Source organism: Arthrobacter sp. (genome assembly GCF_031179985.1).
Taxonomy (GTDB): Bacteria; Actinomycetota; Actinomycetes; order Actinomycetales; family Micrococcaceae; genus Arthrobacter.
This window is the reverse complement of the sequence record NZ_JAPSHJ010000048.1, coordinates 1-25,658: the sequence shown is the minus strand read 5'-3', so window position 1 is coordinate 25,658 and position 25,658 is coordinate 1. Positions and strand designations below refer to the sequence as shown.

At 61.2% G+C, this 25,658-nt stretch carries 18 protein-coding genes, 1 tRNA gene and 1 pseudogene; 13 read left to right on the top strand and 7 right to left on the bottom strand.

Features of this window, described 5'->3' with window-relative positions; all coding sequences use genetic code 11:
* Positions 1 to 169: 169 nt before the first annotated feature.
* The 3 genes from RIN13_RS17005 to RIN13_RS16995 all read right to left on the bottom strand — a co-directional run bounded on the left by RIN13_RS17005 (position 170) and on the right by RIN13_RS16995 (position 3,279).
* Positions 170 to 1,198 carry a LacI family DNA-binding transcriptional regulator gene (locus RIN13_RS17005; RefSeq protein WP_309108498.1) on the bottom strand — a complete coding sequence of 343 codons (1,029 nt, stop codon included), beginning with the start codon at positions 1,196 to 1,198 and terminating at the stop codon, positions 170 to 172.
* Positions 1,199 to 1,264: 66 nt separating this feature from the next.
* Positions 1,265 to 2,932, bottom strand: coding sequence for a VWA domain-containing protein (locus RIN13_RS17000; RefSeq protein ID WP_309108497.1), 1,668 nt, complete (start codon positions 2,930 to 2,932; stop codon positions 1,265 to 1,267).
* Positions 2,933 to 3,206: 274 nt separating this feature from the next.
* Positions 3,207 to 3,279: transfer RNA gene (locus RIN13_RS16995), tRNA-Lys, on the bottom strand.
* Positions 3,280 to 3,441: 162 nt separating this feature from the next.
* Here RIN13_RS16995 and RIN13_RS16990 point away from each other — a divergent pair.
* The 5 genes from RIN13_RS16990 to RIN13_RS16970 all read left to right on the top strand — a co-directional run bounded on the left by RIN13_RS16990 (position 3,442) and on the right by RIN13_RS16970 (position 10,592).
* Positions 3,442 to 4,101: a hypothetical protein gene (locus RIN13_RS16990; protein WP_309108496.1), complete on the top strand. Its 660-nt coding sequence runs from the start codon at positions 3,442 to 3,444 to the stop codon at positions 4,099 to 4,101.
* Between the two features lie 282 nt (positions 4,102 to 4,383).
* Positions 4,384 to 5,001, top strand: a complete 618-nt coding sequence (locus RIN13_RS16985) for a nuclease PIN (RefSeq protein WP_309108495.1) — start codon at positions 4,384 to 4,386, stop codon at positions 4,999 to 5,001.
* A gap of 1 nt (position 5,002) precedes the next feature.
* Entirely contained in the window at positions 5,003 to 6,019 is a 1,017-nt protein-coding gene (locus RIN13_RS16980; RefSeq protein ID WP_309108494.1) for an anion permease, read from the top strand.
* Between the two features lie 451 nt (positions 6,020 to 6,470).
* Positions 6,471 to 9,071: a LamG-like jellyroll fold domain-containing protein gene (locus RIN13_RS16975; RefSeq protein ID WP_309108493.1), complete on the top strand. Its 2,601-nt coding sequence runs from the start codon at positions 6,471 to 6,473 to the stop codon at positions 9,069 to 9,071.
* Between the two features lie 54 nt (positions 9,072 to 9,125).
* The gene (locus RIN13_RS16970; RefSeq protein ID WP_309108492.1) at positions 9,126 to 10,592 is read left to right on the top strand and encodes a family 43 glycosylhydrolase; all 1,467 of its coding nucleotides are present in this window, start codon (positions 9,126 to 9,128) and stop codon (positions 10,590 to 10,592) included.
* A 122-nt stretch (positions 10,593 to 10,714) separates the two neighbouring features.
* Here the strand turns inward: RIN13_RS16970 and RIN13_RS16965 are convergent, their stop codons facing one another.
* Positions 10,715 to 11,899, bottom strand: coding sequence for a NosD domain-containing protein (locus tag RIN13_RS16965; protein WP_309108491.1), 1,185 nt, complete (start codon positions 11,897 to 11,899; stop codon positions 10,715 to 10,717).
* Positions 11,900 to 12,644: 745 nt separating this feature from the next.
* Here RIN13_RS16965 and RIN13_RS16960 point away from each other — a divergent pair.
* The 8 genes from RIN13_RS16960 (at position 12,645) to RIN13_RS16925 (ending at position 23,558) form a co-directional block, all read left to right on the top strand.
* The gene (locus tag RIN13_RS16960; RefSeq protein ID WP_309108490.1) at positions 12,645 to 15,236 is read left to right on the top strand and encodes a GH32 C-terminal domain-containing protein; all 2,592 of its coding nucleotides are present in this window, start codon (positions 12,645 to 12,647) and stop codon (positions 15,234 to 15,236) included.
* Positions 15,237 to 15,433: 197 nt separating this feature from the next.
* Positions 15,434 to 16,438, top strand: a complete 1,005-nt coding sequence (locus RIN13_RS16955; RefSeq protein WP_309108489.1) for a LacI family DNA-binding transcriptional regulator — start codon at positions 15,434 to 15,436, stop codon at positions 16,436 to 16,438.
* Positions 16,439 to 16,573: 135 nt separating this feature from the next.
* A complete protein-coding gene (locus RIN13_RS16950) occupies positions 16,574 to 17,569 on the top strand; it encodes a LacI family DNA-binding transcriptional regulator (RefSeq protein ID WP_309108488.1) in 996 nt (331 codons plus the stop codon).
* 84 nt (positions 17,570 to 17,653) lie between these two features.
* Positions 17,654 to 18,958, top strand: coding sequence for a sugar ABC transporter substrate-binding protein (locus tag RIN13_RS16945; RefSeq protein WP_309108487.1), 1,305 nt, complete (start codon positions 17,654 to 17,656; stop codon positions 18,956 to 18,958).
* On the top strand, positions 18,955 to 19,911 hold the full coding sequence (locus RIN13_RS16940; RefSeq protein ID WP_309108486.1) for a sugar ABC transporter permease: 957 nt from the start codon (positions 18,955 to 18,957) through the stop codon (positions 19,909 to 19,911). The genes RIN13_RS16945 and RIN13_RS16940 overlap by 4 nt, the downstream gene beginning before the upstream one ends.
* Positions 19,904 to 20,785: a carbohydrate ABC transporter permease gene (locus RIN13_RS16935; RefSeq protein WP_309108485.1), complete on the top strand. Its 882-nt coding sequence runs from the start codon at positions 19,904 to 19,906 to the stop codon at positions 20,783 to 20,785. Before RIN13_RS16940 ends, RIN13_RS16935 begins: the two co-directional genes overlap by 8 nt.
* A 32-nt stretch (positions 20,786 to 20,817) precedes the next feature.
* Entirely contained in the window at positions 20,818 to 22,182 is a 1,365-nt protein-coding gene (locus RIN13_RS16930) for a DUF2961 domain-containing protein (RefSeq protein WP_309108484.1), read from the top strand.
* A 23-nt stretch (positions 22,183 to 22,205) separates the two neighbouring features.
* Positions 22,206 to 23,558, top strand: coding sequence for a glycoside hydrolase family 32 protein (locus RIN13_RS16925; RefSeq protein WP_309108483.1), 1,353 nt, complete (start codon positions 22,206 to 22,208; stop codon positions 23,556 to 23,558).
* Between the two features lie 54 nt (positions 23,559 to 23,612).
* Here RIN13_RS16925 and pstB read toward each other — a convergent pair whose 3' ends face one another.
* The 3 genes and pseudogenes from pstB to RIN13_RS16910 all read right to left on the bottom strand — a co-directional run.
* A complete protein-coding gene (gene pstB, locus RIN13_RS16920) occupies positions 23,613 to 24,392 on the bottom strand; it encodes a phosphate ABC transporter ATP-binding protein PstB (RefSeq protein ID WP_309108482.1) in 780 nt (259 codons plus the stop codon).
* A gap of 58 nt (positions 24,393 to 24,450) precedes the next feature.
* Positions 24,451 to 25,566, bottom strand: coding sequence for a phosphate ABC transporter permease PstA (gene pstA / locus RIN13_RS16915; protein WP_309108481.1), 1,116 nt, complete (start codon positions 25,564 to 25,566; stop codon positions 24,451 to 24,453).
* Positions 25,567 to 25,658 (bottom strand): annotated as a pseudogene (locus RIN13_RS16910) (phosphate ABC transporter permease subunit PstC); the annotation flags it as partial.

The window sequence follows — 25,658 nt, the reverse complement described above, 5'->3', positions numbered from 1 at the left end:
TCGCCGCCAGCCAACGGGCTGCCGCTACCTTCAAATTAACGTCCTGACCCGCTGACCCCGCAGCGGGCTGGCAGGGAATTCCCTCAAACTCGAAATTTGAGGGCATCAGCTGCCAGTCCGCGCGCGGGTTGGACGGCGCCAGGCAGGTGTGCGCGGGACAGGTACCGGGCTAGGTCTGCAGTACTGCCGCCACGGCGGCCGTACTTTTGCGGATCACCAGTTCGGGAGTAACGACGACGCCGCTCACCTCAGCGCCTTGCTCGATTTCGCCCACCATGGCATCAACGCAGCGCCGGCCGAGTTCCTCGAAGTCCTGGCGCACGGTTGTCAGCGGCGGTACAAAGTAGGCTGCCTCAGGCTGGTCATCAAAGCCCACCACGGAAACATCTCCGGGCACACTGACTCCTGCCTCGCTGAAGGCACGCAATAGTCCGAGGGCCATCTGGTCATTTCCCACGAAGATGGCTGTGGCTGTGCGTTTCTCGGCCAATTTCCGGCCGATTTCGTAGCCGCTGCCCGCGCTCCAGTCACCTTCCGCCATGAGGTCGTCCTCCAGGCCGGCCGCACGCAGTGTCTGGCTCCATCCCTCGGCCCTCGCGGCGCCGTCGATCCAGTCCTGCGGGCCGGAAATGTGGCCGATGCGGCTGTGGCCCTGGTCAATGAGATGCCTGACCGCGAGTTCTGCGCCGCGCTTCTGGTCCACCATGATGCCGCTGACGCTGTCGTTTCCGAGGGAACCGACAGCCACGACGGGAACTCCAAGGTCCATCTCGTCCAAAGCGTGCAGTGTTTCGGAGTGCGGCACCACCACCACGATTCCATCGACGGCCTGGTCCTGGAAATGCCTGAGTGCGTCGGAGATGGTTTCCCGGTTGACCGTTTTAAGGGCGGCGATGCTGACGAAATATCCGGCGTCTCGGGCGGCTTGCTCAACGCCCAGGATGGTGTTGGCAGGACCGTACTGGGACAGTTCGCTCCCCAGCACTCCAATGGTCTGGGAACGGCGGGTCACCAGGCTCCGCGCGGCGGAGTTCCGGCGGTAGCCGAGCTCCGAAATGGCTACCTCCACGCGGGCCCGCGTTGCCTTGCTGACATTTGGATGGTTATTAACCACCCTGGAAACTGTCTGGTGCGAAACACCAGCCAGTTCCGCTACGTCCTCAAGGCGCGGCAGCCGCCGGCCGTTGGTGTTCGCCACGAAAGGGCCTTTCCACTGGGAGAGTATTGATCCATATCATATGGCCCCCGGGTGCTTACGCAGTATCTATTTCCGCCGCGCCAGTAGTGCGTCAGCAAAAACACTGGGGATATCCTGAGGCGCCCTGGCCACGTAGCTGGTTCCGCCCGTTGCCGCAGAGATTTTCTGCAGTGTTTCGGCGTCGGCATCCTCGGTGATGCCGATGGTGACGATCACCACCGGTTTCGCGGGGTCCCGTTCACGCTGCAACGTCTCCAGCAGCTGATCAAGTTCGAGTGACTCAGCGTCGTCGTTGGCGCCATCCGTGAAGAGGATGACGCTGTTGATCGCGCGGGAGTCGTAGGATGCCTGCACGGTCCGGTAGGCGGCCAGGGTGGAGTCATAGAGTCCGGTAGCTCCCCCGGTTCGCTCAGAGAGCCCTGCGATGCCCGCTACAAGGCGGTCACGCTGACTGACACCTTCCACCACCTCGTCCATCTTGCGGATGGGTTCAAGCTCCAGGTAATCCTGGTTCCCGCCGCCAAGACCAATCGAGAAGGCCCACAGCCCCAAGGCAGCCGTGTTCGGGAACAGCTTGCTACCTGTGGTGGCGGCCTGCTGTGTCAGCTGCATCCGGGTCTGTTCACCGGCCGGAAGCTCCATCGAGCCGGATACGTCGATGACCACCAGCGACCTGAAAGGGATGGCCTGAACGGCCCACGCGCTTAGCGTCTGGCTGACGGCGTGCGCCGATGCAGGTGCCAGCGCAACGACCGCACCCACGCCCTTCTGGTTCAGGAGGTTGCTGCTGTCCGCCGGCCGCAAGCCTTGTTCGGCCAGGCCCGCCTTGCCTTCGTCATTGCCCATGGCCTCGGCGAGTGCCTGCGCTCCCCTCTTTATCGCCTCACTGCGCGAGCCGTTTTTGGCCGTAGCAACCAGCGGGTAGTCCAGGGACACTGCTCCGCTTTTCGGCACCGAGGCCGTCAAGCGGGCTCCGGAGGTCGTCTTGGAGAACTTCAGCCAGGCTTCCTCGGTCACGATAGCGAAGCCGCCACTTGCAGCGACTGACTCGAGCTGTTCGGAATCCGAGAGTTTCGCCCCCGAACGCTGGCTCTCCTTCTGGGCCAGCTGTGCAGTGACCCCCTGGAGTGCTTTAGCGTCCGTGAGACCGGCCTGCACCTCAGACACTGCCCCCAGCAGTGCCACTTCCCCGCTCCCGGTCACCAGCGGATCACCAAAACGCACTCCCTGCGACTGCAACACACTGAGCCAGGTTGCGAAAGCCGGGACCTCCCCGGTGCGCCCCACAATGACTCCCGGCGTTGAGGCCAGCGAGGGCACAATGACCTCCGGAGGCGTTGCCGTAACCACTCGTTGAACGCGGACGGTGGAATCTGCCACCCACAAGTCCGGTGCATCTTTGTCCGCCGCCACCTTGGCAGAAAGTTCCGGCTGGGTCAGCGTCTGGAAGGTGAATGCGACGCAGGCGTCGGCAGGAACCCTTGACGCAGCCTTCTCCAGCGCCGGTGCCATGTTGGGATCTGCCCCAACGCTCACTTCCGTCGTTACGCTTTGGCACTTTGCAGTCTCAGCCTCAGCGGGGGTCCTCATTCCGGTGATCCAGACGACTGCCCCGGCTGCCACCGCAATAGCGACGATGGTTCCGAAAATCATGGCTATCCGGTGCCAGAAAAACGGCGACCGGCGGGGGATTTTGCCATGACGCGCACGGCGGGCGGCTCGACGAGCTGACATGGGCGAGTACCTATCTGCTGGGGGGGGGATTCCCGCAGTGCGCCGGAGGGGGCCGGACAGCGCATTTGCCCGAGCCGGGAATTCAGGCGGGCGTACGGAAACGAGTTCAGTATACGTAGGCAAGTGCGCTCTATCACATTCGAGACCCGAGGTGCGACTCATCTCGCGGCGATTCACCAGCACTTCAGATGAATTCTCAGGCACAGAAGCAACAAAAAACCCCCGGCCTCCTGCTGACAGGATGCCGGGGGTTTTCCACTCTTCGCTAAAAGAGTGGGCCCTGTGGGGCTCGAACCCACGACCCACGGATTAAAAGTCCGATGCTCTACCAACTGAGCTAAAGGCCCCAACCAACAACCGCAAAACGGTTATCAGCCCATTCCATTTCTGGACGTTAACACTGTACCCCAGACTCGTGGCTGCTTTGACGCGGCCGCGCGCACCGCCGTCGTGCTTCCCTCCTGCGCCATGCTCGATTTCCCATACGCCACAGGAGTAGCGTGGGGGGCATGAACGAGCAAGCGGGATCCAGCCACTACGGCGGAGCGAACAGGCATCATAAGCCGAAGCCCTTCGCTCCCATCGATTTCGAGCCGTTCGCTGGCGGCGCCGATCCGGCGCGTGTCTCCGAAGCGGCCCATCTCGCTGCCCAGGCGCTGGTGCAGCATGGCAGGGACAGCGATGACCCCCAGATCACGCGGAGACTGGTCAAACTGGCCGATGAACAGGGCCTGGAAGCCATCGCTGAGATGTGGGCGGAAAGCCCCGCTCGCTCCCTGCCGGGAGCCTTGTGGCGGCTTTATGCCCTCCGAGCGGCCACCATACAAGATCCGGAGAGGATCTCCCTCTACTTCCGGGCGGGCAAGGACACAGCGCAGGTATCCAATGTTGTGGCCGGCCCCGCCGAACCTCCGGGAGCCCAGGAGATGAAGGAAATGGCTGACGCCATCCTGTCGGGAGCGTTCGACGGCGAGTTCGACGTCGCGCTGGAACGTTCCGCCGCCTTCTGCCGCGTGGTAGCTCTTGGTCAGGCCACCCTGGCGGACAATGCCGAGCACAGCAACGAGGGGCATGCATCGAAACTGACCAAGAATTCACATTTGCTGGTGAAGACAGCAGAAGACCTCGAACACGCCGCGAATGCCTGGCGCCTCGGCGAACTGGACTGACGGCGAATGCCATTGCAGGTTAGCTGAAAGACCTCGATTTCGAGGCTGTGAGCCTGCCACGGCACGCCCTCACTGTCAATGTTGACTTGGTTGGGGCAACGTAGAACACTGAGACTGGTGCCGAACCGCGAAACCCCCGGGCTTCAACATTCAGCCGCCTAGAGCGGCCTACCGCCGAGAGGCGTATCCGGTTCGGCGCCACTTTTGTGTCCGCATCCGCCACTATGTTCCACCCCCAGATAAACAGCCCTGTCAGTTCCTCCCCAAGACCGGAAAACCCACGTGAAACTGCGCCTTTTCCCCCAGGAGCCCGCCGGGCTGAACCTCCTCGCACAGATGGCACGCCAGATCGTCCTGGCGACCGGAACCATGGCGGAAATCCTCGGAACGCCAGCGGCGGAGCACGGCCGGCTTGTGGAAGACATGCACAATCACGAGGCAAAATCAGCGGAACTGCACTTCGCGCTGCTGACCCACATGCGAACCAGCTTCGTGAACCCGCTTCCCCGTGAGGACATGTACGCCCTCTCCCGGTATCTCAATGAAGCCATCGAAAAGCTCGACGCCGCCGCGGACCTCGTGGCTCTGTACAAGCTTGAGCGCTTGCCGAAGCGGGCTGCGGACCAGTTGGAGATCATCAGCCGGCAGGCCGAACTCACCGTGGAAGCCATGCGGGGACTAAACAACCTCGACGATCTTGAGGACTACTGGATCGAAATCCTCCGCCTGGCAAAGCGGGCTGAACGCACCCACCGCGTCTGGGTGGCCGACATGCTCAAGGATATGAAGCCCGCCCAGTACGCCCGCAACCGCGACGTCGCTACCCAACTTGTGGACGCCACCAAGGACATGCGCCGCGTCGCCACCCAGGTAGGCAGCATCATCGTCAAGGAATCCTGAGGTGACGGGAGTCTTTTTCACTCTGGTGGTCCTGTTCGCAGGGACCTTCGCCTTTCTGAACGGCTTCCGCGATGCATCTGCCTCTGTGGCGCTGGCCGTCCGTACCCGGGCACTGACTCCCACTGTGGGGGTTCTGCTCGCTGCCTTGTTCAACTTCATTGGTGCCGCCTTGAGCGCCGCTTTCGCCCTGACCGTAAGCCACGCCTGGGTGACAGTCCCCAGCGGGGACGGCGGACTGACCATCCTGCTCTCAGGACTCATCAGCGCCGTCCTATGGGGCCTCTACACCTGGCGGCGAGGCATACCGTCCTCATCCACGCACGCACTGGTGGGAGGGCTGGCCGGGGCAGGGCTGGCCAGCCTCGTCCTGGGTGGCCCCGGTGTCGGCGGGGTGGACAACTCCATGCTGTTCCAGGTGGTGCTGCCACTGCTGATTTCACCCATCATCGCGTTTGCCGGCGCCTACCTTCTGGTGTGGCCGGCAACCTGGACCGCCCGCTACACTCCGCCAAATGTGGTCAACAGCCGCTCCCGCCGGATCCAGGCCGTTGCTGCCGGAGCAGTTGCCTTCGCGCATGGCCTTCAAGACGGGCAGCGCACCAGTGCCGTGCTGCTCCTTGCGCTGCTGGCTTCGGGGATGTCCGACGGCACCACCATGCCGGTTTGGGTGGCTCTGCTGACTGCCGCAATGCTGACAGCCGGGACACTCGCGGGAGGTTGGCGCATCTCCCACACCATCGGTTACCGCCTGGCCAGGATTGACCCTCTGCGGGGGTTTGTGGCCCAGATCTACAGCTCGCTGATCCTGCTGCTCGGTGCCATTGGGCTCCACTGGCCTATTTCCACCACCCACACGGTGACCACCGCGACCCTCGGCGCAGGAAGTAACCAGCCGTTCCCGGACACCAACCGCCGTGTGGTTTTGAGAATCTTGTCCTTTTGGGTGCTCACTCCGATTGTTACCGCCGCCGCTGCAGTGGTTCTGGCCCTGGCGCTATCCCCGCTTCGAGGCAGCTAGCGCCCTTCAGGATGCCCCCGAAAGCGTGTTCTCAATAACCGCTATTGACGGATCCAAAGTCTTCATAAATACTCTAATCCAGCCGATGTTAGCCCTAACAATTTTTATCGGACATCTGGATTGTCCAATAACTGATAGTGAACTTGTCTCGTAATCCGAGACAGGATCTCTTGAAGAACGCCTTCTCGACGACGACGGGCGCAGGCAAGGCGGCAGGCGCCGTCGGCCCTTCCGTTCAGTCACGGAGCCCTTTCGGTCAAGGGCTCCCCATCAGTTAAGGACTCTTTTCAGTCAACGACTGAAACCCACGGCACCAGCCACCCATGCCTGGCTGCCGCATGCTCAAAAGTTTTTCCCCGCCGCCCGGACCACCGTCCGGTGGGCGCCCACCCCTGCGGTCTGGCCCTTCCCCCTCACGGTCAGTCCGCAAAGCACGGAAAGAAGCAACGGAATGCGACAAAGACGACGTTTACGCTCCAGCCTCGCAGGAGGCATCCTGCTGGGGCTCCTGGTCCCCGGAACTTCCTTGCCAAGCATGGCCACCGCGGCGGACAGCCGCCTGGTCCTTGAATACCAGCTGAACGAAACAGCGGGCACCCGGGTGATTGACTCGTCCGGCAAAGGAAATGACGGCACGCTGGTCAATGGTGCTGTCCCGTCAGGCCCTGCGGGAGTGAAGCTCGACGGTGTAAATGACTACGTCCAGCTTCCCAATAACATTCTCTCGAGCCTGAGTGCCGTAACAGTCAGCAGTGAAGTCCTGATCGATGCCGACCAGCAAAATCCCTACTTTATCTATGGCCTCGGGAACTCCACCAACGGAGCAGGTAACGGCTACCTCTTCACCACCGGAAACAACTACCGCACCAGCATCGCCACCGGCAACTGGTCAACAGAACAGACCGTGACAAGCTCCCAGGCCCTACCTCGCGCCGCCTGGAAAACCCTCACCTACACACTGTCTGCCGGTACAGCCGTCCTGTACCTCGACGGAGTGGAAGTCAATCGAAAGACCGGGGTCACCATCACGCCTGGCTCAATCGGCGGCGGCACCACCACCGCGAACTGGATCGGACGGTCCCTGTATTCTGCCGACAAGTACCTCAAAGGCAGCGTACGGAACTTCAGGATCTACAACACAGCACTGACCCAGCAGGAGGTGACTGCGCTTTCTCCAACGGACCAAAGCCGGGCAACGGACGCAGCCAGTTCGATCACGGTAGTCAACGCCAATGATGTGCGTGGGAACCTCACGCTTCCCGAAACTTCCCAGGGGCTGCCTGTCACCTGGACTTCGTCAAATCCATCGGTGGTATCCACCACGGGCGTGGTGACCCGCCCTGCCACGGGCACCGACGTTACACTGACGGCCAAAGTTACTTCCGGCGCTGCCCAGGCAACCAAGACGATTGTGGCCCACGTGCGGGCAGCGGCAGCCCTTGCACCCTTCGCAGGTTATGCATTCAGCTACTTCACCGGAAACTCCATTGCAGGCGAGAACATCTACTTCGCAGGCAGCAACGGAAACAATGCCCTGGACTGGACCGAAACCAATGCCGGCGAGCCTGTCCTGACTTCAACCATGGGAACCAAGGGCCTTCGCGACCCCTTCCTGATCCGGTCCCCGGAAGGCGACAAGTTCTACCTGATCGCGACGGACCTTTCCATTGGCAGCGGGACCACCTGGGATGCTTCCCAGCGCACGGGAAGCAAGTTCCTGGAAGTCTGGGAATCCACTGACCTTGTCACCTGGTCCGCCCAAAGGCATGTGAAGTTGGCACCGGACACTGCCGGGAACCTTTGGGCTCCCGAAGCTGTTTACGATCCTTCCCTTGGCGCCTACGTGGTCTTCTGGGCCTCAAAGCTTTACGCCGAATCGGACGTGAACCATACAGGCAGCACCTACAACAAGATGATGTATGCCACCACACGCGACTTCGTGACGTTCTCCGCTCCGCAGATCTGGGTTGACCCGGGGAGCTCCGTCATCGACTCCACTGTGCTTAAAGAAGGCAACTTCTACTACCGCTTCACCAAGGACGAAGGAAGCGCCTCGGGCTGCACTGACATCATGCAGGAGCGGTCAAGCAACCTCACCGCGGCCGACCTTCCCACCACTTCCCCCAAGAACTGGACGCTGATGGACTCCTGCATCGGCAGGGACGCCGGCACCAAAGCGGTTGAAGGCCCCACCGCCTTCAAATCCAACATCGAAAACAAGTGGTACCTGTTCGTCGACGAATTCGGTGGCCGCGGCTACATTCCGCTGGAGAGCACCAGCCTGGAAAACCCGAACTGGAAGATACCGGCGTCCTACAGGCTTCCGGCCAGCCCCCGGCACGGGACGGTCATCCCGGTCACGCAAGCCGAACTGACAGCGCTCAAGAAGGAGCCCGCCCCGAAACCGGCCAACGCCAACGGTGAAATCCTGCGGTACTCCTTCAACCAGACCACCGGAACCACCGTCACCGATTCTTCAGGCAACGGCCTCAACGCCACGACTGTCGGTGGAACCACCTGGCAGACCGGGGGATCCCTGAAGCTGAACGGCACCGACGGACACGTTGACCTTCCGGATAACCTGCTGGCCGGCATGGTGGATGTGACCGTCGAAGCGGACGTCTTTGTGGACGCTGCCCAAAGCGGAAGCTACTTCCTCTACGGAATAGGCAACACCAACTCTTCAGGCGTCGGCAACGGCTACCTCTTCGCGACAGGCAACTCAACCTACAAGAACGCGATCGCCACCGGGAACTGGGCCACCGAACAGAGCGTCAACGGCACGGCAGCGCTCCCCCGCGGAACATGGCAGCACTTGGTCTACACCCTTAAGGGCGACGTTGCCACCATCTACAGCAACGGCGTCCAGGTTTCACAGGCGAGCGGTGTAACCATAGATCCCCGTGACATCGGTGGCGGCCTCACCAAGGCGAACTACATCGGCCGTTCCGTGTACTCGGCCGACAAGTATTTCTCCGGCCAGGTCAGGGAGTTTGCCATCTACAACCGGGCACTTACCGCTACTGAAGCAATCGCGCTCTCAAGCAAGTAACCACCCCCGGCCCAACCACCAAGAACGAAGCACCAAGCACCAGAAAGAAGTCCCATGACTACTCCTCAGGGAACACCCCAGATCAGCCGCCGGGGAATCCTCACCGGCCTTGGCGCAGCAGCTGCTGCCGCCGCCTTTCCACCTCTCGCCCTGGCAGGCGCCACAACTGCTTTCGCCGCTGCTGTCAGCCAGACCAACCCGTTGATCCTTAAGCGGGCTGACCCGCACATCATGCGCCACACAGACGGAAAGTACTACTTCACGGCTTCCGTACCGGAATACGACCGCCTGGTGATTCGCTCGGCATCCACGCTCGCCGGCCTCGGCTCTGCCACGGAAAAGGTACTCTGGACCCGTTCCGCAGGTTCCATGGGCGGACACATCTGGGCACCCGAACTGCACTTTTTCGATAACCGCTGGTACATGTATTTTGCTGCCGGGACATCCGCTGAGCCTTTCCGCGTCCGCCCCTATGTGCTGCAGTCCAGCGGTCCCGACGCCATGACGTCCACATGGTCTGTACTGGGACGGATTTTCACCGCGTGGGATACGTTCTCCCTGGATGCAACGACGTTCGTACACAATGGCCAGCGCTACATGGTGTGGGCCCAGCAGGAGGCAGCGGTCGGCCAGGGCACCAACCTCTACATTTCGCGTATGAGCGGCCCCGCCACTTTGACCGGACCGCAAGCCCGTATTTCCGTTCCGACGCTTGCCTGGGAACGGGTGGGTCATGTTGTCAACGAGGGGCCTGCGGTGATCATTCGCAACAACCGCGTCTTCTGCACCTACTCTGCCAGTGCCACCGATGCCAACTACTGCATGGGCCTGCTGACGGCATCGGCTACAGCGGACCTGCTGGACCCGGCGTCGTGGACCAAATCACCCAACCCCGTCTTCAAATCATCGGAGGCGACGAGTCAGTACGGGCCTGGACACAACTCGTTTACAGTCGCAGAAGACGGAGTGTCGGACATCCTCGTGTACCACTCCCGGGATTACCGGGACATCAGCGGGGAGCCGCTTTACGACCAAAACCGGCACACGAGGGTGCAGAAGGTTTACTGGAATGCAGACGGTACGCCCAACCTGGGAATTCCGCTGAAGAACGGGCCCTTGCCCGTACGGCTGATGTCGTTCAACTTCCCGAACCGTTGCGTCCGCCACTACCTCAACGAGGCTCGCCTCGACGCGGACGTCACGCTTCTTGCAGATTCGCAGTTCAACCTCAGCACCGGCCTTGCGGGAGGCACTTCAGTTTCACTGGAATCCGCAAACTTCCCGGGCAAGTACCTGGTGGACAGGGGAACCTCTGTCCGGTTGGAGGCATCCGACGGCAGCGCGTCCTTCGCCGCAGCTGCATCTTTCAACAGACGCGCAGGCCTTGCCTCCAGCTCGGGCGTTTCCTTTGAATCTGCAGCCAACCCCGGGCGGTACTTGCGCCACTACAACTACAAGATGCTGGTGCAGAGTGTCACGGCTGGTCTCGGCTACCAGGACGCGACCTTCACGCTGGACTAACTGCTCCTGTATCAAACGCTCTGGTTGACCGCGCTCACTGCCCGTCTTGGGCCGGGAAGGCACGGGCTGCTGCAATTGCAGCATCCCGTGCCTTCCCCTTATGCAGCGACTGGGCTACACCTTCAGGGGGTTGGCACCTTTGTGTAGTTAGTCGTGAAGGCTTGGATCTGGGAGTCTTCGGCCGAGTAGATGACCTTTGTCTGCGTGGTGCTCGCATCGAGAACCACTCGGCTTGGCACATTGCTGACGATATTGTTGGAGGCCAGAAAGTTGCGCGTTCCGCCCCTCACAAGGATGATGGTCGGCACCGCGCCGGCCGGTCGAATAAACTGGGTCGCCACACCATAGGAAAAGTGGTTCGCGGTCACCGTGTTGTTGTTGCCGTTCAGATGAACGAGTCCAAAGTAGTCATCTTTTCCGTTGTTGATGGAGCTTTCAGTATCGGTGCGGAAGAACTGGTTGCTTGAGATCAGATTCTCGTCGCTGCCGGGTTCCAGGATCACCATTCCCGGCCAGGAACTCACAAACTTATTGCCCGTGATCGCTGAGCGTTTGGTGTTCAGAAGCCGGATGGAACCGTACCAGAGCAGTGAATTTCCTGAGATCAGCATTCCCTCCGCGTTCTCAGCGAACACCGCCGAGCCTGCCCACGCACTGATGAGGAAGTTGTTGGTAATTCTCGCAACTTGCGAAGCGCCAAGCAGTTCAATACAGCTGCTGCATTCGGCGATGAAGTTATTGGTGATGTACGGGGCATCTGCACCATGGATAACCAGGGCGTGGGTAAGATACACAAAGCCCATACCTTCAATCCGGAACGCATCGTTGTCCGTTTGAACGAGGATTCCCGTTTTTCCGTTGCCCGGAATATAGGGTTTGGAGCTGCTGACCCCGTCAATACAAAAATCCCTGAACTCGACGGAATTCAGGCGTCCCACTGTGGCCGGGCTGCCACTGCGGGCCACAAGGAATGCTTCTGCGTTTCCGTCGGTGTTCTTGACGCGAATGTGGCTGGCGCCGGGTAGCGTTTCCACCCATTGCGAAGCGTTGCTTTCGTCTCGAATGGCTTCGGACAGGAATCCGTGGCCCGAGCCCTTTATTTGAAGATGGCTGATGTCGATTGTCACCCTGGTAAGGAGGTCGAAATGTCCCGGAGGGATATAGATGACGGCACCAGGCCTGGTGGTCTGGGTGGTTTGCGTCGCCTTGATGTCGGCGATGATCTCGTTCATGACCTTGCCGATATCGACATAGGGCGAAACGCTGGCTCCGGGCCAGGTTGTGACGTCGTAAACAGTTTGGGGCATGGCTGACCTTCCATTTTGCCCTGGTGGGCAGAGTTGAGTAGTTGGGTACCGAAGCGAAACTGGCAGCTAAAGAACGCCAACTATTGAGGCGTGTGTCAGATTGGCCGGCGTCTGAGCTGGTATTTGCCCCTGTTCCTTGCTGGCGCCATTGACCGTCCCGGCTAAGGCTGGCTGGATGGATATGAAACCTTGGGCTAGAGCAGCCAGAGCCAGGCCTCGAACCACGGCTCGCCTGCTGACAACCTTCTTTGGTGATTCCAAAACGAGATACGCCTCCTTTGTGACGTAGTAACTGGTGCGGGCACCTTCAGCTGCACCCGGAAGTGAGAAAAACGTTTGCGCGAACGTTTGTATGAGTAAATGTGATTTGGCTAACAGTGTCAAGGGGTGCGAATTCAGACATTGCAAAGCAGATGCCGAAGGGCTATTGCGGTATTTGCCACTTCATCCTAGGATTCGTACGTTTGCGCGAACGTTTAGTAGGGACGGCTTTGTGTTGCCGTGACGGTTCCGGATGACTTTCCGGGACCAGCATGTTTCCTGGCCCCGCCGTTCCGGCTTCGCGCGCTCCACTCCTTCAGCCCTGGCCTTCCCGCCCTCTTCGGCGATAAGCGCCCGGTGTGGGCAGGCATCAGCTCAGCCTGCAGCCGCGCGTCTTTGCAAGCACATGCTTTGCCGCACGCTGCAGGCACGCCGGGAAACCGACCGCAGCGGGCGGAAAGCCGACGAAGGGCAGACATCAACGATGATAAGACGCGCGAAATCTCTGACGGCATGGGCGGTGACCGCAGCCTTGGTTGTCTCTGCTCTGTCGCTGGCGGCAGCCCCTGTCCACGCGACCGATCCGGACCCAGCCACTCAGCAATACAGGCCATATCTGCATTACACACCGGAAGAAAATTGGATGAATGATCCCAACGGCTTGGTGTATCACAACGGCAAGTACCACATGTTCTACCAATACAACCCGTTCGGGACTACGTGGGGAAACATGAGCTGGGGCCACGCCAGTTCTGCTGATCTGCTGCACTGGCAGGAACAGCCCCTGGCCATCCCCCAGACCTTCAATGGAGTTGGGCAATCGGTGGAGGACATTTTCTCAGGGTCCATCGTGGTGGATTCACAGAATTCCAGCGGCTTCGGCACGGCACAGGACCCGCCCCTGGTAGCGGTATACACCAGCAACTACACCGGATCCCACCCCACGCTCGCCCACAAGCAGGCGCAATCGCTTGCTTTCAGCACCGACGACGGGCAAACGTGGACCAAGTACTCCGGCAACCCGGTCCTGAACAGGAATTCCTCAAACTTCCGGGACCCCAAGGTCTTCAAATACGACGGTCCGGCAGGCTCCTACTGGGTGATGTCAGCGGTCGAGGCCACTGAGCATCGTGTTGTGTTCTACAAAAGCAACGACCTGAAGTCCTGGGACTATCTGGACGACTTTGGCCCGGCCAACGCGCAGGAGGGCATCTGGGAGTGTCCGGATCTGTTTCCGCTCGCAGTGGACGGCAACCCGGCCAACATTAAGTGGGTGCTGGTGGTCAACCTGAATCCGGGGTCAGTGGCGGGAGGAAGCGGAGGCCAATACTTCGTGGGTGATTTCGATGGGACATCGTTCACTTCCGACACAGCCGATGCCGTAGATGCGCTGCCGGCGGGAACCGTCGTCGGAGGCTTCAATAACGGAACGTACAACGGCTGGACCGCCCAGAACGACGCCGCGAACCCGGCGGGTCCCTGGGGTGCAGCCCCCGCTTCCGGATCTGTGGTCGGCCAGAACCAGGTCACCGGCCATATCGGCGCCGGATTGGTCAATGGTTTCCACGGCGGGGACACGCCTGTGGGGACCCTTGAATCGCCAGCCTTCACCGTTGGATCCGACTATCTCAATTTCCTTGTAGGAGGAGGAAGGCATCCGCAGCTTCCAGGTGAGCAATCCGGGAATGTTCCGCCGCCCGGCTACCTGCTGTTCGACGGCTTCGACTACCCCGGCACCTTAACGGACGCCGGGTGGCAACTTACCGGCGACTTCCAGGCGGCCCGTAACCCCTCCACCAGTGGCGGGGAATTCGCCATCGGCAAACGGATCAACACCTTCGAGGGCGGCATCCTGGCCGACGGCAACATGGGAACTATCACCTCACCAGAGTTCTACCTCACCAACAACAACATCGGCTTCCTCCTGGGCGGCGGCAACCGGACCGACGGGCAACTCCAGGTGGAGCTTCTGGTGGGCGGTACGCCGGTACGGACCGCAACCGGCACGAATTCGGGTGACCTCAACTGGAAAAACTGGGACGTGTCCCAGTACTTCGGCCAGATTGCCCGGATCCGCGTTGTGGATAACGCCACCGGCCCGTGGGGACACCTGACCCTGGACAATATGATCCTTGGCTCTGTTCCTGCAAAACCCCGCAGCGCTGAAACCACCGTGAACCTGATGGTCAACGGTCAAACCGTGCGGACGGCCACTGGAGCGGACAGCGAACACCTGGACTGGGCCGCATGGGACGTCAAGGAATTCCGGGGCAGCCAGGCCACTATCAGAGTGGTGGATAACAACCGCAGCGGGTGGGGACATCTCCTGGCGGATGAGTTCGTCCTCTCGGACACGGAAGCGCTTCCACGCATGGAGGAACATGACTGGCTGGACTGGGGCAAGGACTACTACGCCACCGTGTCCTTCAACAACACTCCCGACGGCAAGCGTGTGATGCTCGGCTGGATGAACAACTGGGACTACGGTCAGGCCACCCCCACGTCAACCTGGCGGGGAACCATGACACTGCCACGTGAAGTTACCCTTACCCAGACGCCGAAGGGACCGAGGCTCCGCCAGAAGGCAGTCACGCAAACAGATACCCTGAAAAACACTGCCGCCACCTACACCGCCCAGGGGCAGGACATCCAGCCCGGCAGTACAACCCTTCCCATCTCCGGAGACGTGGTGCAGATAGACGCCGAATTCTCCCCCGGCACGGCATCCTCCTTTGGTCTGAAAGTCTTGGGCAGCGGCACTGAAGCAACGCTGATCGGATACACGCCGTCTACCAGGCGTGCGTTCATCGACAGAACGAACTCAGGCAACGAGGGCTTCCATCCGGCCTTCGCCTCCATCGACGATGCTCCCGTGCAGCTTGTCAACGGCAGGCTCCGTCTGAGGGTTTACGTGGACCGGGCATCAGTAGAAGTCTTTGCACAGGACGGACTGGTAACGCTGACGGATCAGGTCTTTCCCGCAGCCGGTGCCCAGTCCATCTCGCTGTTCTCGGAAGGGGGAACCGCCCGGGTTGAGAGCCTCACTGTCACCCCGTTAAACAAGGCCATGTGGTGACGCGGAACCTGCACTTGGGAATCCGGCAACGAAGCCACCATTAGCCGTTGGGTGCCGTTCTTCCTGACTGATCAGCCGCCGTCTGCCAGCCGTGCGACAGGAAGAACGGGGCCTTCGCCTTCGGCCGCGCTCCTCTCTGTAGACTGACCGGGAGCACGCGAAACGTTCGCGCACACGATTCACCGAAGGCGGCGACGATGACGACGATGGTAAAAGTGGCGAAGCTTGCTGGCGTGTCGATCTCCACTGTTTCTCACGTCCTGAACGGCACCAGATATGTGGGCGATGAAACGCGGGAACGCGTGCTGAAGGCCATCGAGGAGACCTCCTACCGACAGGACGCACTGGCCCGTGCCATGCGTCGCTCCAGGACTGACAGCATCGGCCTCATTGTTTCCGACGGCGGGGAACCGGCCTTCGCCGAAATGATCCGAGGCGTGGAAGAGACGGCTGCAAGCCAGGGCATCACACTGCTCCTGGCCAATTCCGCTGAAGACCCGGAACGTGAGGCGCGGGCCGTCGAGGCCCTACTGGAGCGCCGGGTGGACGGCCTTATCCTGGCCCGTGCGGCGGGCTCCGGCCCCGGGGCCCTCTCCGAATTCGCCAACCACGATACGCCTCTGGTGCTGATGGACAGACTTTCCGATGACCCGTACGACCAGGTGGGAGTGGAAAACCGCGAGCCCGTCAAGGAGCTGGTTGAGCACCTGGTATCGCAGGGCCACGAAAGGATTCTGCTGGTCGCCGGAGACACCAGGGTTGCCACCCTGCGGGAACGGCATGAGGCATTTTCGGAAGCTATGACCGCCGCTGGTATCACGCCATTGGACCACCTGATGGTCATAGCTTCCGAAGCCGGGAAGACCAGCGCCGGAATTGATGCAGCGCTGTCAGCAGCCGAGCCTCCTACGGCTGTGATCGCCTGCAGCACCGTCCTCGCTGCAGCCGCACTCCAGCGAATCCAACAACGCGGGCTGCGGATGCGGGAGGATATCGCCTTCGCCACCTTCGACGGCTTCGCCTATGCGGACCTTTTCGAACCCCAGCTCACCACCGTCCGCCAACCGGCGTTCCGGGTCGGCGCCACGGCAGCCGAGCTGTTAACCAAGAGAATCGCCGACAAATCCGGGGACCCCACGACAGTGCGGCTGGCACCCACGATCGAATACCGAGCGTCCACGGACGCGGGGCCTTCCTCCTAAACCCTCAGCAAACTCCCTCAGTATGACTGCTGGATGAAACGGAGAAGACTCTTTTTTCTGTGAGCTATTGCACATCGAAACGTTTGTCTCTACCATCGAAACGTTCGCGCAAACGTTTCGCTGGAAGGAGTCGATGTGGCAACCATCGTCGATGTCGCATCCCTTGCTGGTGTTTCGACGTCAACTGTCTCGCACGTCCTCAACGACACCAGGCACGTTGAACCGGAAACCAGAGCCCGGGTCATGACGGCAGTCCGGGCAACGGGTTACCGGCGGGACGCACTGGCCCGTTCGATGCGCCGTACGAGGACCGACTCCATTGGCCTTGTTATCTCCGATGCCGGAGAGCCGGCATTCGCGGACATGGTGCACGGGGTAGAAGAAGCCGCCGCGCAGCACGGCCTGTCCCTGCTGCTGGCCAACTCGGCGGAAGATCCCGCAAGAGAGCTGTCGGCGGTAGAGGCTCTGCTAGACCGCCGCGTTGATGGGCTGATCATTGCACGGGCAGCCGGCTCGGCTGCGGGGCTGCTCGAAAGAATCCGCGAGGAGAAGAAACCCTTCGTCCTCCTGGACCGGCTCGCAAACCTGGACGTGGATCAGGTGGGGGTTAACAACCATTCCGCTATGGCAGCCCTCGTTGACCACCTCACCACAGGCGGACACCAGCGGATTCTGCTCGTCTCTGGGGACCTGCGCGTTTCGTCCCTCCGTGAACGTTATGACGGCTTCCACACTGCCATGCGCGAACGGGGATTCGAGGTCCCGGAGGGCTTGCTCTGCGAAGGCACCATCACGGCGGCATCGACATTTGAGCAGGTCGGAAAACTGCTGAGCTCTTCCGCAGAACAGCCCAGCGCGATCCTGGCCTGCAGTACGCTTCTGGCCGCAGGTGCCTTGCGTGCCGTCCAGCACAAAGGCCTTCAGGTGCCCGGGAACCTGGCCTTCGCAGCCTTCGACGGTTTCACCTACTCGGACCTGTTCGAGCCCCAGATCACCACCGTCCGCCAACCGGCTTTCCGGCTCGGCGAGAGCGCCGTCAATCTGCTTATGCGACGCCTGGGCAACCCCTCGGCGCCGACAAAGATCCTCAGACTCGACTCCGAAATCGAATTCCGCCGCTCCACCCAATAGCCGCTCCATCAGAAACCTGCCTCTAAACCACATCGCATCCAACCGCGCACCTTCCTCCGGTCGCAGAATGCAAAGGAGCATCACATGAGAAACGCACTATGCACCACCATCGCCGCAGGGGCAGCCGCTGCCCTGCTGGTCCTCACCGCATGCGGGAGCGCCACGGAGTCTGCGGCCCCGGCAGCGGATGGGCCCTACTCCGCACCTGCAAGGGACATCACGGCCACAATCTCGGTCTCGAACTGGGGCGACCCGGGCGACAAGGCCGTGTACGACGGCGTCGCCGAGCGCTTCAAGGAGAAGTACCCGAACGTAACCGTGAACAACAACTTCACCCCCATCACGACGTGGACAGAGTACGTCAACAAGCTTGTCACCCAAGCTGCCGCAGGGCAGGCGCCGGACGTCATCAACATCGCCACCGAGGGCGTGGAGCTGGGCCTGGCGAATGAGCTGTTCACGCCGATGGACGGTTTCCTCAAAAACGACCCCGAGGCGAAGTCCCTGCGTGAGGACATCGATCCGAAACTGCTCGAAGGCTTCAGCAAGGACGGATCCACCTACCTGATGCCCAATACGTTCAACACGATGGTCATTTACTACAACACGAAGATGTTCGAAGCAGCAGGAATTGAGCGGCCGAGCGACGACTGGACCTGGGATGACTTCCTTGAGATCTCCAAGAAACTGACCACAGGAACCGGTGGGGACAAAGTGTACGGGTTCGCCATGCCGTACTACTCCTTCGGCATCACCCCCTGGCTGTATTCCAACGGCACCTCGATGATGAGTGAGGATCTGACGACAGCCCAGCTGACTGACCCGAAGGTCAAGGAGACCTTAGGTTGGGTACGGGACCTTGTCACCGAGCACGGGGTGGCACCGCAGCCTAAGGGATCAGACCCCTACCAGCTGTTCCCAGCAGGCAAGGCAGCCATGACCGGAGCTGGCCATTTCGTGACCGGCGGCTTCGAAAAGGCCGGCTTCGCCGACTACGACATCCTGCCTTGGCCGAAGGGAACCACCAAGTCCACCGTCTTCGGTGCCGGAGCGTTTGCCATCTCCAAGACCTCCAAGAACCAGGAGCTGTCCTGGGAGTTCATCAAGATGCTGACGGACCAGCAGACGCAGAAGAAATGGGCCGACGCCGGTGCCGCCGTACCTTCCACCAAGACGGCTGCTTCATCACCCGAGTTCCTGGCCTCCCCCGAACACGCTGAAGAGTTCTACAACTCACTGTCGTATGCGAAGCCCGTGGCCGCCCCGGGGGCTTACAACGTGCTGGATCCAGCGTTCATGCGGGCCATGGATGAAATCATGTCCGGCCAGGACATCGGTTCCTCGCTGGAGAAAGCCCAAAAGGATGTCGAGGAGGCGTTGAAGCAGTGACCCTGACAGCCCCCACAACCGAACTGCCACCCGCGCCCCCTCAGGGGCGCGGGGGGCGCCCCGGGCAGCTCACCGCCACCCGCCGTCGTGAAGCACTGACGGGCTACCTCTTCACCGCACCGACCATCATCGGCTTCCTTGTTTTCGTCCTTGGCCCACTGGTCGCCGCCATCTATCTGAGCCTCACAAAGTACAACATCCTGACGGCCCCGAAGTTCGTGGGGATCGAGAACTACGTCCGAATGTTCAGGGACGAACGGCTCGCCACAACCTACGGCAACACCGTCCTGTATGTCGGGGCAGCCGTCGTCCTTATCAACGGCTTCGCGCTCCTGTTCGCGGTCCTGATCAATCAGCGGCTTCCCAGGGCCCTGACGTATGTCTTCCGCTCCGCTTACTTTTTCCCCTACCTCGTGGCTCTGGTGTACGTATCCATCATCTGGCAGGCACTCTTCCAGAAGGACACGGGCATTCTGAACTACTACATCACCGCGTTGGGAGGAGAACGCATCGACTGGCTCAACAGTTCAGAGTTCTCCAAGGTATCGGTGATCATTGTGGACACCTGGCGGAACGTCGGGTTTGCCATGTTGATCTTCGTCGCTGCCCTGCAGGAAGTCCCCAAGGACATGGTCGAGGCCGCTCGCATGGACGGGGCCAACGAATGGCAGATCTTCCGCCGCATCACGGTCCCGATGATCAGCCAGGCCACATTCTTCAACATCACCATCACCATCATCGGCGCATTCCAGATCTATGAATCCATCATCGTGCTCACCAGAGGCGGCCCGGGCGACGCCAGCCGCAGCGTGGTGATGTACATCGCCGAAGTTGCGTTCAATAAATTCGACATGGGCTACGCCTCAGCCATCGCAGTGACACTGTTCCTCATCATCATGCTGGTGACGCTGGTCCAGTTCCGTCTCAGGAAGTCATGGGTGAACAATGAGTAACACCAACGCCCTGAGCGCAGGCGGGGGCACCGCCAGGCGCAGCAGGCCCCGTCCCGGAATCGGGAAGAGTATCTCCGTGGCGCTGCTGGTCCTCGGAGCCATCGGCATGGTTGCTCCCTTCCTGTGGATGTTCACCACCTCGCTCCGCGACGCCAGCCATGCTTACGACCTGCCCCCGCAATGGTTGCCCACAGAATGGGACTGGACCAACTACACGGATGCGGTCAGCGGGCCGGTCCCCATCCTCCGCAACATGCTCAACAGCGCCGTCATCGCCATCGCGGTCAGCATCGGCATGATCGTCACGGCACCCATGGCTGGATATGCCTTCGCGAAGCTCGACTTCCCTGGACGCAACTCAATCTTTGTCGCCTTGCTGTCCTCGCTGATGGTACCGGCGCAAGTGACCATCATTCCGCTGTTCCTGCTGATGCGCGCCTTCGGCCTGCTGGACAACCCTTTGAGTCTCATCTTGCCCGGTGTCACCGGTGCCTTGGGCGTCTTCCTGCTGCGGCAGTTCTTCCTGGGGCTGCCGCAGGAAATCATCGACGCCGCCCGCATGGACGGTGCCACCGCCTGGCAGACCTACCGCCTGATCGCACTGCCGCTGGCAAAGAATGCCGTCAGCACCCTCGGTGTGATCACGTTCCTGGGCAGCTGGAATGCCTACTTCGCACCGTCCATCTTCCTTAACAGTACGGATACTGCCACCCTGCCGCTGGGCCTGGTCCTGATGCTCGGGCCGTACGGTGCCGGAAATGTGGCCCAGGTCATGGCAGCAACCACCATCGCCATCGCTCCCGCACTCATCGTCTTCCTTGTGGCGCAGCGGTGGATCATCGCCAGCCTCACCCAGTCAGCCGTCAAGGGCTAAACAACAAGCACTCTTTGAAAGGACATATACCCATGGCAACATCGCCGCGCTCAGGCCTGCTCTCAAGCCTGACAAAACTCTCCACCGCCCGCACAGCCCGGGCGTCCAGCTGGGACCAGACCGGCCGCAACAGGGACAACTGGATCATCATGCCCGGCGAGGAACGCGTCCTGGCGGATATCGAAGGACCGGGCTTGATCACGCACATCTGGATGACCCAGTCCTGCCGCATCCAGCCGGGTCCCGGGCAGATCTCCCCGGAACTGGTTGGCGTGCCAATGCTTGAAATCCACAACGCCCTCGGTGTCAGCTGGGAAGTGGTTGACCCGGACTACTACCGGAAAATCGTCCTCAAAATGTACTGGGACGACCAGGAAACCCCCAGCGTTATCGCCCCTCTGGGTGACTTCTTCGGCCTGATGAACTCCCTCTCAGGGTCTTACGACTCACTGCCACTGTCGGTCTCCGCAAAGGAGGGGGAACTGAACACCTTCGGCGGCAGCGCGGCCTTCAACAGCTACTTCGAAATGCCCTTCAACTCCCGCGCCCGGATCGTCGTTGAAAACCAGAACGACATCCCCTACCTGCAGTACTTCTACATCGATTACGAGCTCTACACCGAGCCCCTGCCCGAGGACACCGCCTACTTCCACGCCCACTGGCGCCGGCAGAAGCCCAACGCCGGCTGGGGCCCTGACCTGCAGACCAACAGCATTGAAGTGGCCATCCCCAACCTCACAGGCGATGACAACTACGTGGTGCTCGAAACCGAAGGCCAGGGGCACTACGTGGGCTGCAACCTCGCCGTCCGCCACTTCCAAGGCTCATGGTGGGGAGAAGGCGACGACATGATTTTCATCGACGACGACACCTGGCCGCCCAGTCTTCATGGCACAGGGATGGAGGACTACTTCGGCCACGCCTGGGGCATGCAGCACAACGCTTTCCTCATGAACGGCACCATGGTGCACGAAGAGAACGTACCGGGCTTCCACCACAGCTACCGCTTCCACATGACCGATCCCATCAGGTTCCAGAAACGCATCAAGGTCACCTTCGAACACGGCCACGCCAACCACCTCTCCGACGACTGGTCCTCCACCGCTTACTGGTACCAGAGCCTCCCCTCGCCCATCCTGGACATCGATGCTGTCGAAGATCGCCTGCCGCTGCGCCCACGTGACCAGGTGGAAGAGATTCCCCTGCCGGAACTCAGTCCGGCCCAGACAGCCGCCCGAAACGCCTCCGCTGAACGCATGCAACGGTTTACCGAAGCGCGGGACGCTGTCCGGAACGACCGCCGGTCGGAGATCGACGAGTGGGAGAAGGCCAACGCCGAGCAGGCCAGGGATGTCCGGCAACGGTTCCTGGCCGCAAACAGCGTCCCGGCCCGGTAATCATCCAGCAGACAAGGATCAGCATGAACACGCAGGAACCCCGCCCCGCCTTCCACTTCACAGCTAATGAAGGATGGATCAACGATCCCCTCGGCGTGACGTGGAAGGACGGCCAGTACCACCTCTTTTACCAGTACGTCCCTGCCCGCACCACGTGGGCTTCCAACTGCCACTGGGGCCACGCCACCTCCCTGGACATGATCGCCTGGAAAGAACAGGGCATTGCCGTCGCACCCGGAGAAGGGGACGACGGCGTCTGGTCCGGTTCCATCGTGAACGGCCCGGACGGTGACGCTACCATGTTCTACACTTCGGTCACCGAGCCGGATATCGGCATTGGGACAGTCCGGACCGCCACCCCGGACGATGCCTCCTGGAACACCTGGACAAAGGGAACCAGGCTGATGACCGCTCCCGATGCCACAGTCGTGGCCTACCGGGACCCGTTCGTTTTTCGCGACGGCGGACAGTGGCGCATGTTCGTTGGCGCAGGGCTGGAAGGCGGAACCGCGGCCGCAGTCTCTTATAGCTCAGCGGACCTATCGAATTGGATCTTGGACGGTATCGCCGCGCAGCGCCCAGGCACAGCGACGGACCCGGTCTGGACAGGCACAATGTGGGAATGCCCGCAGCTCTTTGAGATTGATGGCTCCCACATCCTGGTCACCTCCATCTGGGAAGACGACGTCCTGCACTACGTGGCCTACGGCATAGGAAGCTACTCCGACGGTCACTTCACTGCCCGCTCCTGGGGCCAGCTCACGTACGGCAAGAGTTACTACGCCCCTTCCTTCTTCCGGGACAAGGACGGCGCCCCCTCCCTTATTTTCTGGGTACGCGGTGTCATTAGCCCGGAAGGGCATTGGGCCAGCGCGCTGAGCATCCCGCACACCCTGACGCTCGACGGCGATACACTGGTGGCCGCCCCGCACGCCGACCTCGAGGCGTACTCCCAACCGGGATCCCTGGAGCAGATTAGCGATGTGGTTTTCGAGACGGTGCTCGAGGACGGCGGTGACCTGCGGTGCGCCGTTACCACTGGGACTGTTATCAGCCTCGCCACGCTGGATGGGCCACTCGCCACGCTCCGGTACGAGGGAGACGGCTTACGGGTCACTGTGGCAGGGAATAAGGACTTCGACGACGTATTCTTCCCGGCCGCCGAAGGCTCCGAGTTGCGGACCATCATCGACGCCGGCGTACTGGAGATCTCCGGCCGCCAAGGCATCATGGCCCTCCCCCTCCCCATCGTGGCCTCACCGGTCACGATGACGATAGCCGATGCCGCCTTGCCGCCCCGACTCCACGCTGTATCGAAGCCGACAGCCCACAACGCGGGAACAGCCCATCAGGCCGCGCTTTCCGGCCAGCCATAATGCCGACGCCTTCCCCTCGTCACGTTAAGTGCAGTGGGGGTAGGCGGGCTGGGTCTATCCGAACCGGCCGGAGACGTAGTCTTCCGTGGCCTTCTGAGTCGGGTTGCTAAAGATGGTGTGGGTGTCCCCGACCTCGATCAGCTTGCCCGGCTTACCTGTTCCGGCGATGTTGAAGAAGGCGGTCCTGTCCGAGACGCGGGCTGCCTGCTGCATGTTATGGGTAACGATGACCACGGTGTACTGATCCTTGAGGTCGTTAATGAGGTCCTCAATAGCCAGGGTGGAGATGGGGTCCAACGCCGAGCAGGGCTCGTCCATGAGGATCACCTGGGGCTCAACAGCAATGGCGCGGGCGATGCACAAGCGCTGCTGCTGCCCACCGGAGAGGCCCGATCCCGGCTTCTGGAGCCTGTCTTTGACCTCATTCCACAGGTTCGCGCCACGCAGGGAACGCTCCACCAGGGCATCCGCCTCGCCCTTGGAAATCTTCTGGTTGTTCAGCTTGACGCCGGCCAGGACGTTGTCGCGGATGGACATGGTGGGGAACGGGTTGGGACGCTGGAACACCATGCCGATCTGGGAACGCACGGTCACGGGGTCAACGCCTGCGCCGTAAAGGTTGTCGCCGTCGAGCAGCACTTCACCTTCAACGCGGGCACCGGGAATGACTTCGTGCATCCGGTTCAGGGTGCGCAGGAAAGTCGACTTTCCACAGCCGGACGGGCCGATGAAGGCCGTGACGGATTTGGCTTCGATGTTGATGCTGACGTCTTCGACGGCAAGGAACTTGCTGTAGTAGACGTTCAGGTCCTTGACGTCGATGCGCTTTGACATGTTGTTCCTTCACTAACTGAGGTACGGATTGAAGTTTAGTTCCAGCAGGGCTGCAGTGCTAGCGTCCGGCCTTGGGCGCGAAGACCCTGGCGATCAGGCGGGCGCCGAGGTTCAGCAGCATTACCAGGATGATCAGCACCAGGGCCGCTCCCCAGGCACGCTGGGATGACGGATCCGGGTTGGAGGGCGACGTCGGGTTCAGGATCTGCGTGTAGATGAACGTGGGCAACGAAGCCATCCAGCCGCTGAAGACGTTGGCGTTGATCGCCGTCGCAAATCCGGCAGTCACCAGGATAGGGGCCGTTTCCCCGATAACGCGGGCGATAGCCAGGGTGACGCCTGAAGCGATACCGGAAATCGCCGTCGGGATCACCACTTTGAGGATGGTGCGCCACTTACGAACGCCCAGGGCGTACGCCGCCTCGCGGAGCTCGTTGGGCACAATCTTCAGCATTTCCTCACTGGAGCGCACCACCACGGGAATCATCAGGACGGAAAGCGCGACGGCGGCCACCGCGCCTGTTTTGGTTCCCGGCCCCACGATGGCGAAGAAGAACGCGGCAGAGAAGAGCCCGGCGACGATGGACGGGATCCCGGTCATGACGTCCACAAAGAACGTGATGGCGCGGGCAAGCGGCCGGTCGTTGCCGTACTCTACGAGGTATATGGCAGTGAGCAGCCCGACCGGGACGGACATCGCCGTGGCCAGGAGGGTAATCTCCAGAGTGCCGAGCATTGCATGGTAAATGCCGCCGATAATTGGCGCGCCCTCTTCGGCAGCCCTGTTGTCATAGGCCCCGGTCACGCCGTTCATCGAGTAAGTGAGGAAACCTGGCGTCACCAGTCCGGGGATACCGTTCACCAGCACGGTCCAGATCACGGATACGAGCGGCAGGAGAGCCACGATGAATGCGCCACTGACAAGGCAGGTGGCCAACTTGTCCTGGGCCTTGCGGCGGCCTTCAACAATCGCGCTCCAGCCCACCAGACCGGCAGCGAAGAGGATGGCGGAGACGATTCCCCAGCCGAACGCATTGAAGCCGACGAGAGCCAGGATGGCCGCGCCAATGACCAGGGCGAGGACGAGGACAATAAATGGTGCCGCTTTAGGTAACTGGCCCTTCGTGAGGGCAGACCGTTTGCGGACCGGGTTGGGGGTCATGGTGGCGGTCATTTAGTTGGCTCCAGAGAATTCTTTGTGCCTGCTGATGATCCAGCGGGCCACGATGTTCACGGCGAGGGTGATGAGGAACAGCACCAGACCTG

Excerpts from the sequence above, each read along its gene's own strand:
- RIN13_RS16990 (WP_309108496.1), top strand. The coding sequence starts at position 3,442 with ATGAACGAGCAAGCGGGATCCAGCCACTACGGCGGAGCGAACAGGCAT.
- RIN13_RS16935 (WP_309108485.1), top strand. The coding sequence starts at position 19,904 with ATGAGTAACACCAACGCCCTGAGCGCAGGCGGGGGCACCGCCAGGCGC.
- RIN13_RS17000 (WP_309108497.1), bottom strand. The coding sequence starts at position 2,932 with ATGTCAGCTCGTCGAGCCGCCCGCCGTGCGCGTCATGGCAAAATCCCC.
- RIN13_RS16975 (WP_309108493.1), top strand. The coding sequence starts at position 6,471 with ATGCGACAAAGACGACGTTTACGCTCCAGCCTCGCAGGAGGCATCCTG.
- RIN13_RS16955 (WP_309108489.1), top strand. The coding sequence starts at position 15,434 with ATGACGACGATGGTAAAAGTGGCGAAGCTTGCTGGCGTGTCGATCTCC.
- RIN13_RS16970 (WP_309108492.1), top strand. The coding sequence starts at position 9,126 with ATGACTACTCCTCAGGGAACACCCCAGATCAGCCGCCGGGGAATCCTC.
- RIN13_RS16965 (WP_309108491.1), bottom strand. The coding sequence starts at position 11,899 with ATGCCCCAAACTGTTTACGACGTCACAACCTGGCCCGGAGCCAGCGTT.
- RIN13_RS16930 (WP_309108484.1), top strand. The coding sequence starts at position 20,818 with ATGGCAACATCGCCGCGCTCAGGCCTGCTCTCAAGCCTGACAAAACTC.
- RIN13_RS16960 (WP_309108490.1), top strand. The coding sequence starts at position 12,645 with ATGATAAGACGCGCGAAATCTCTGACGGCATGGGCGGTGACCGCAGCC.
- RIN13_RS16945 (WP_309108487.1), top strand. The coding sequence starts at position 17,654 with ATGAGAAACGCACTATGCACCACCATCGCCGCAGGGGCAGCCGCTGCC.
- pstB (WP_309108482.1), bottom strand. The coding sequence starts at position 24,392 with ATGTCAAAGCGCATCGACGTCAAGGACCTGAACGTCTACTACAGCAAG.
- RIN13_RS16925 (WP_309108483.1), top strand. The coding sequence starts at position 22,206 with ATGAACACGCAGGAACCCCGCCCCGCCTTCCACTTCACAGCTAATGAA.
- pstA (WP_309108481.1), bottom strand. The coding sequence starts at position 25,566 with ATGACCGCCACCATGACCCCCAACCCGGTCCGCAAACGGTCTGCCCTC.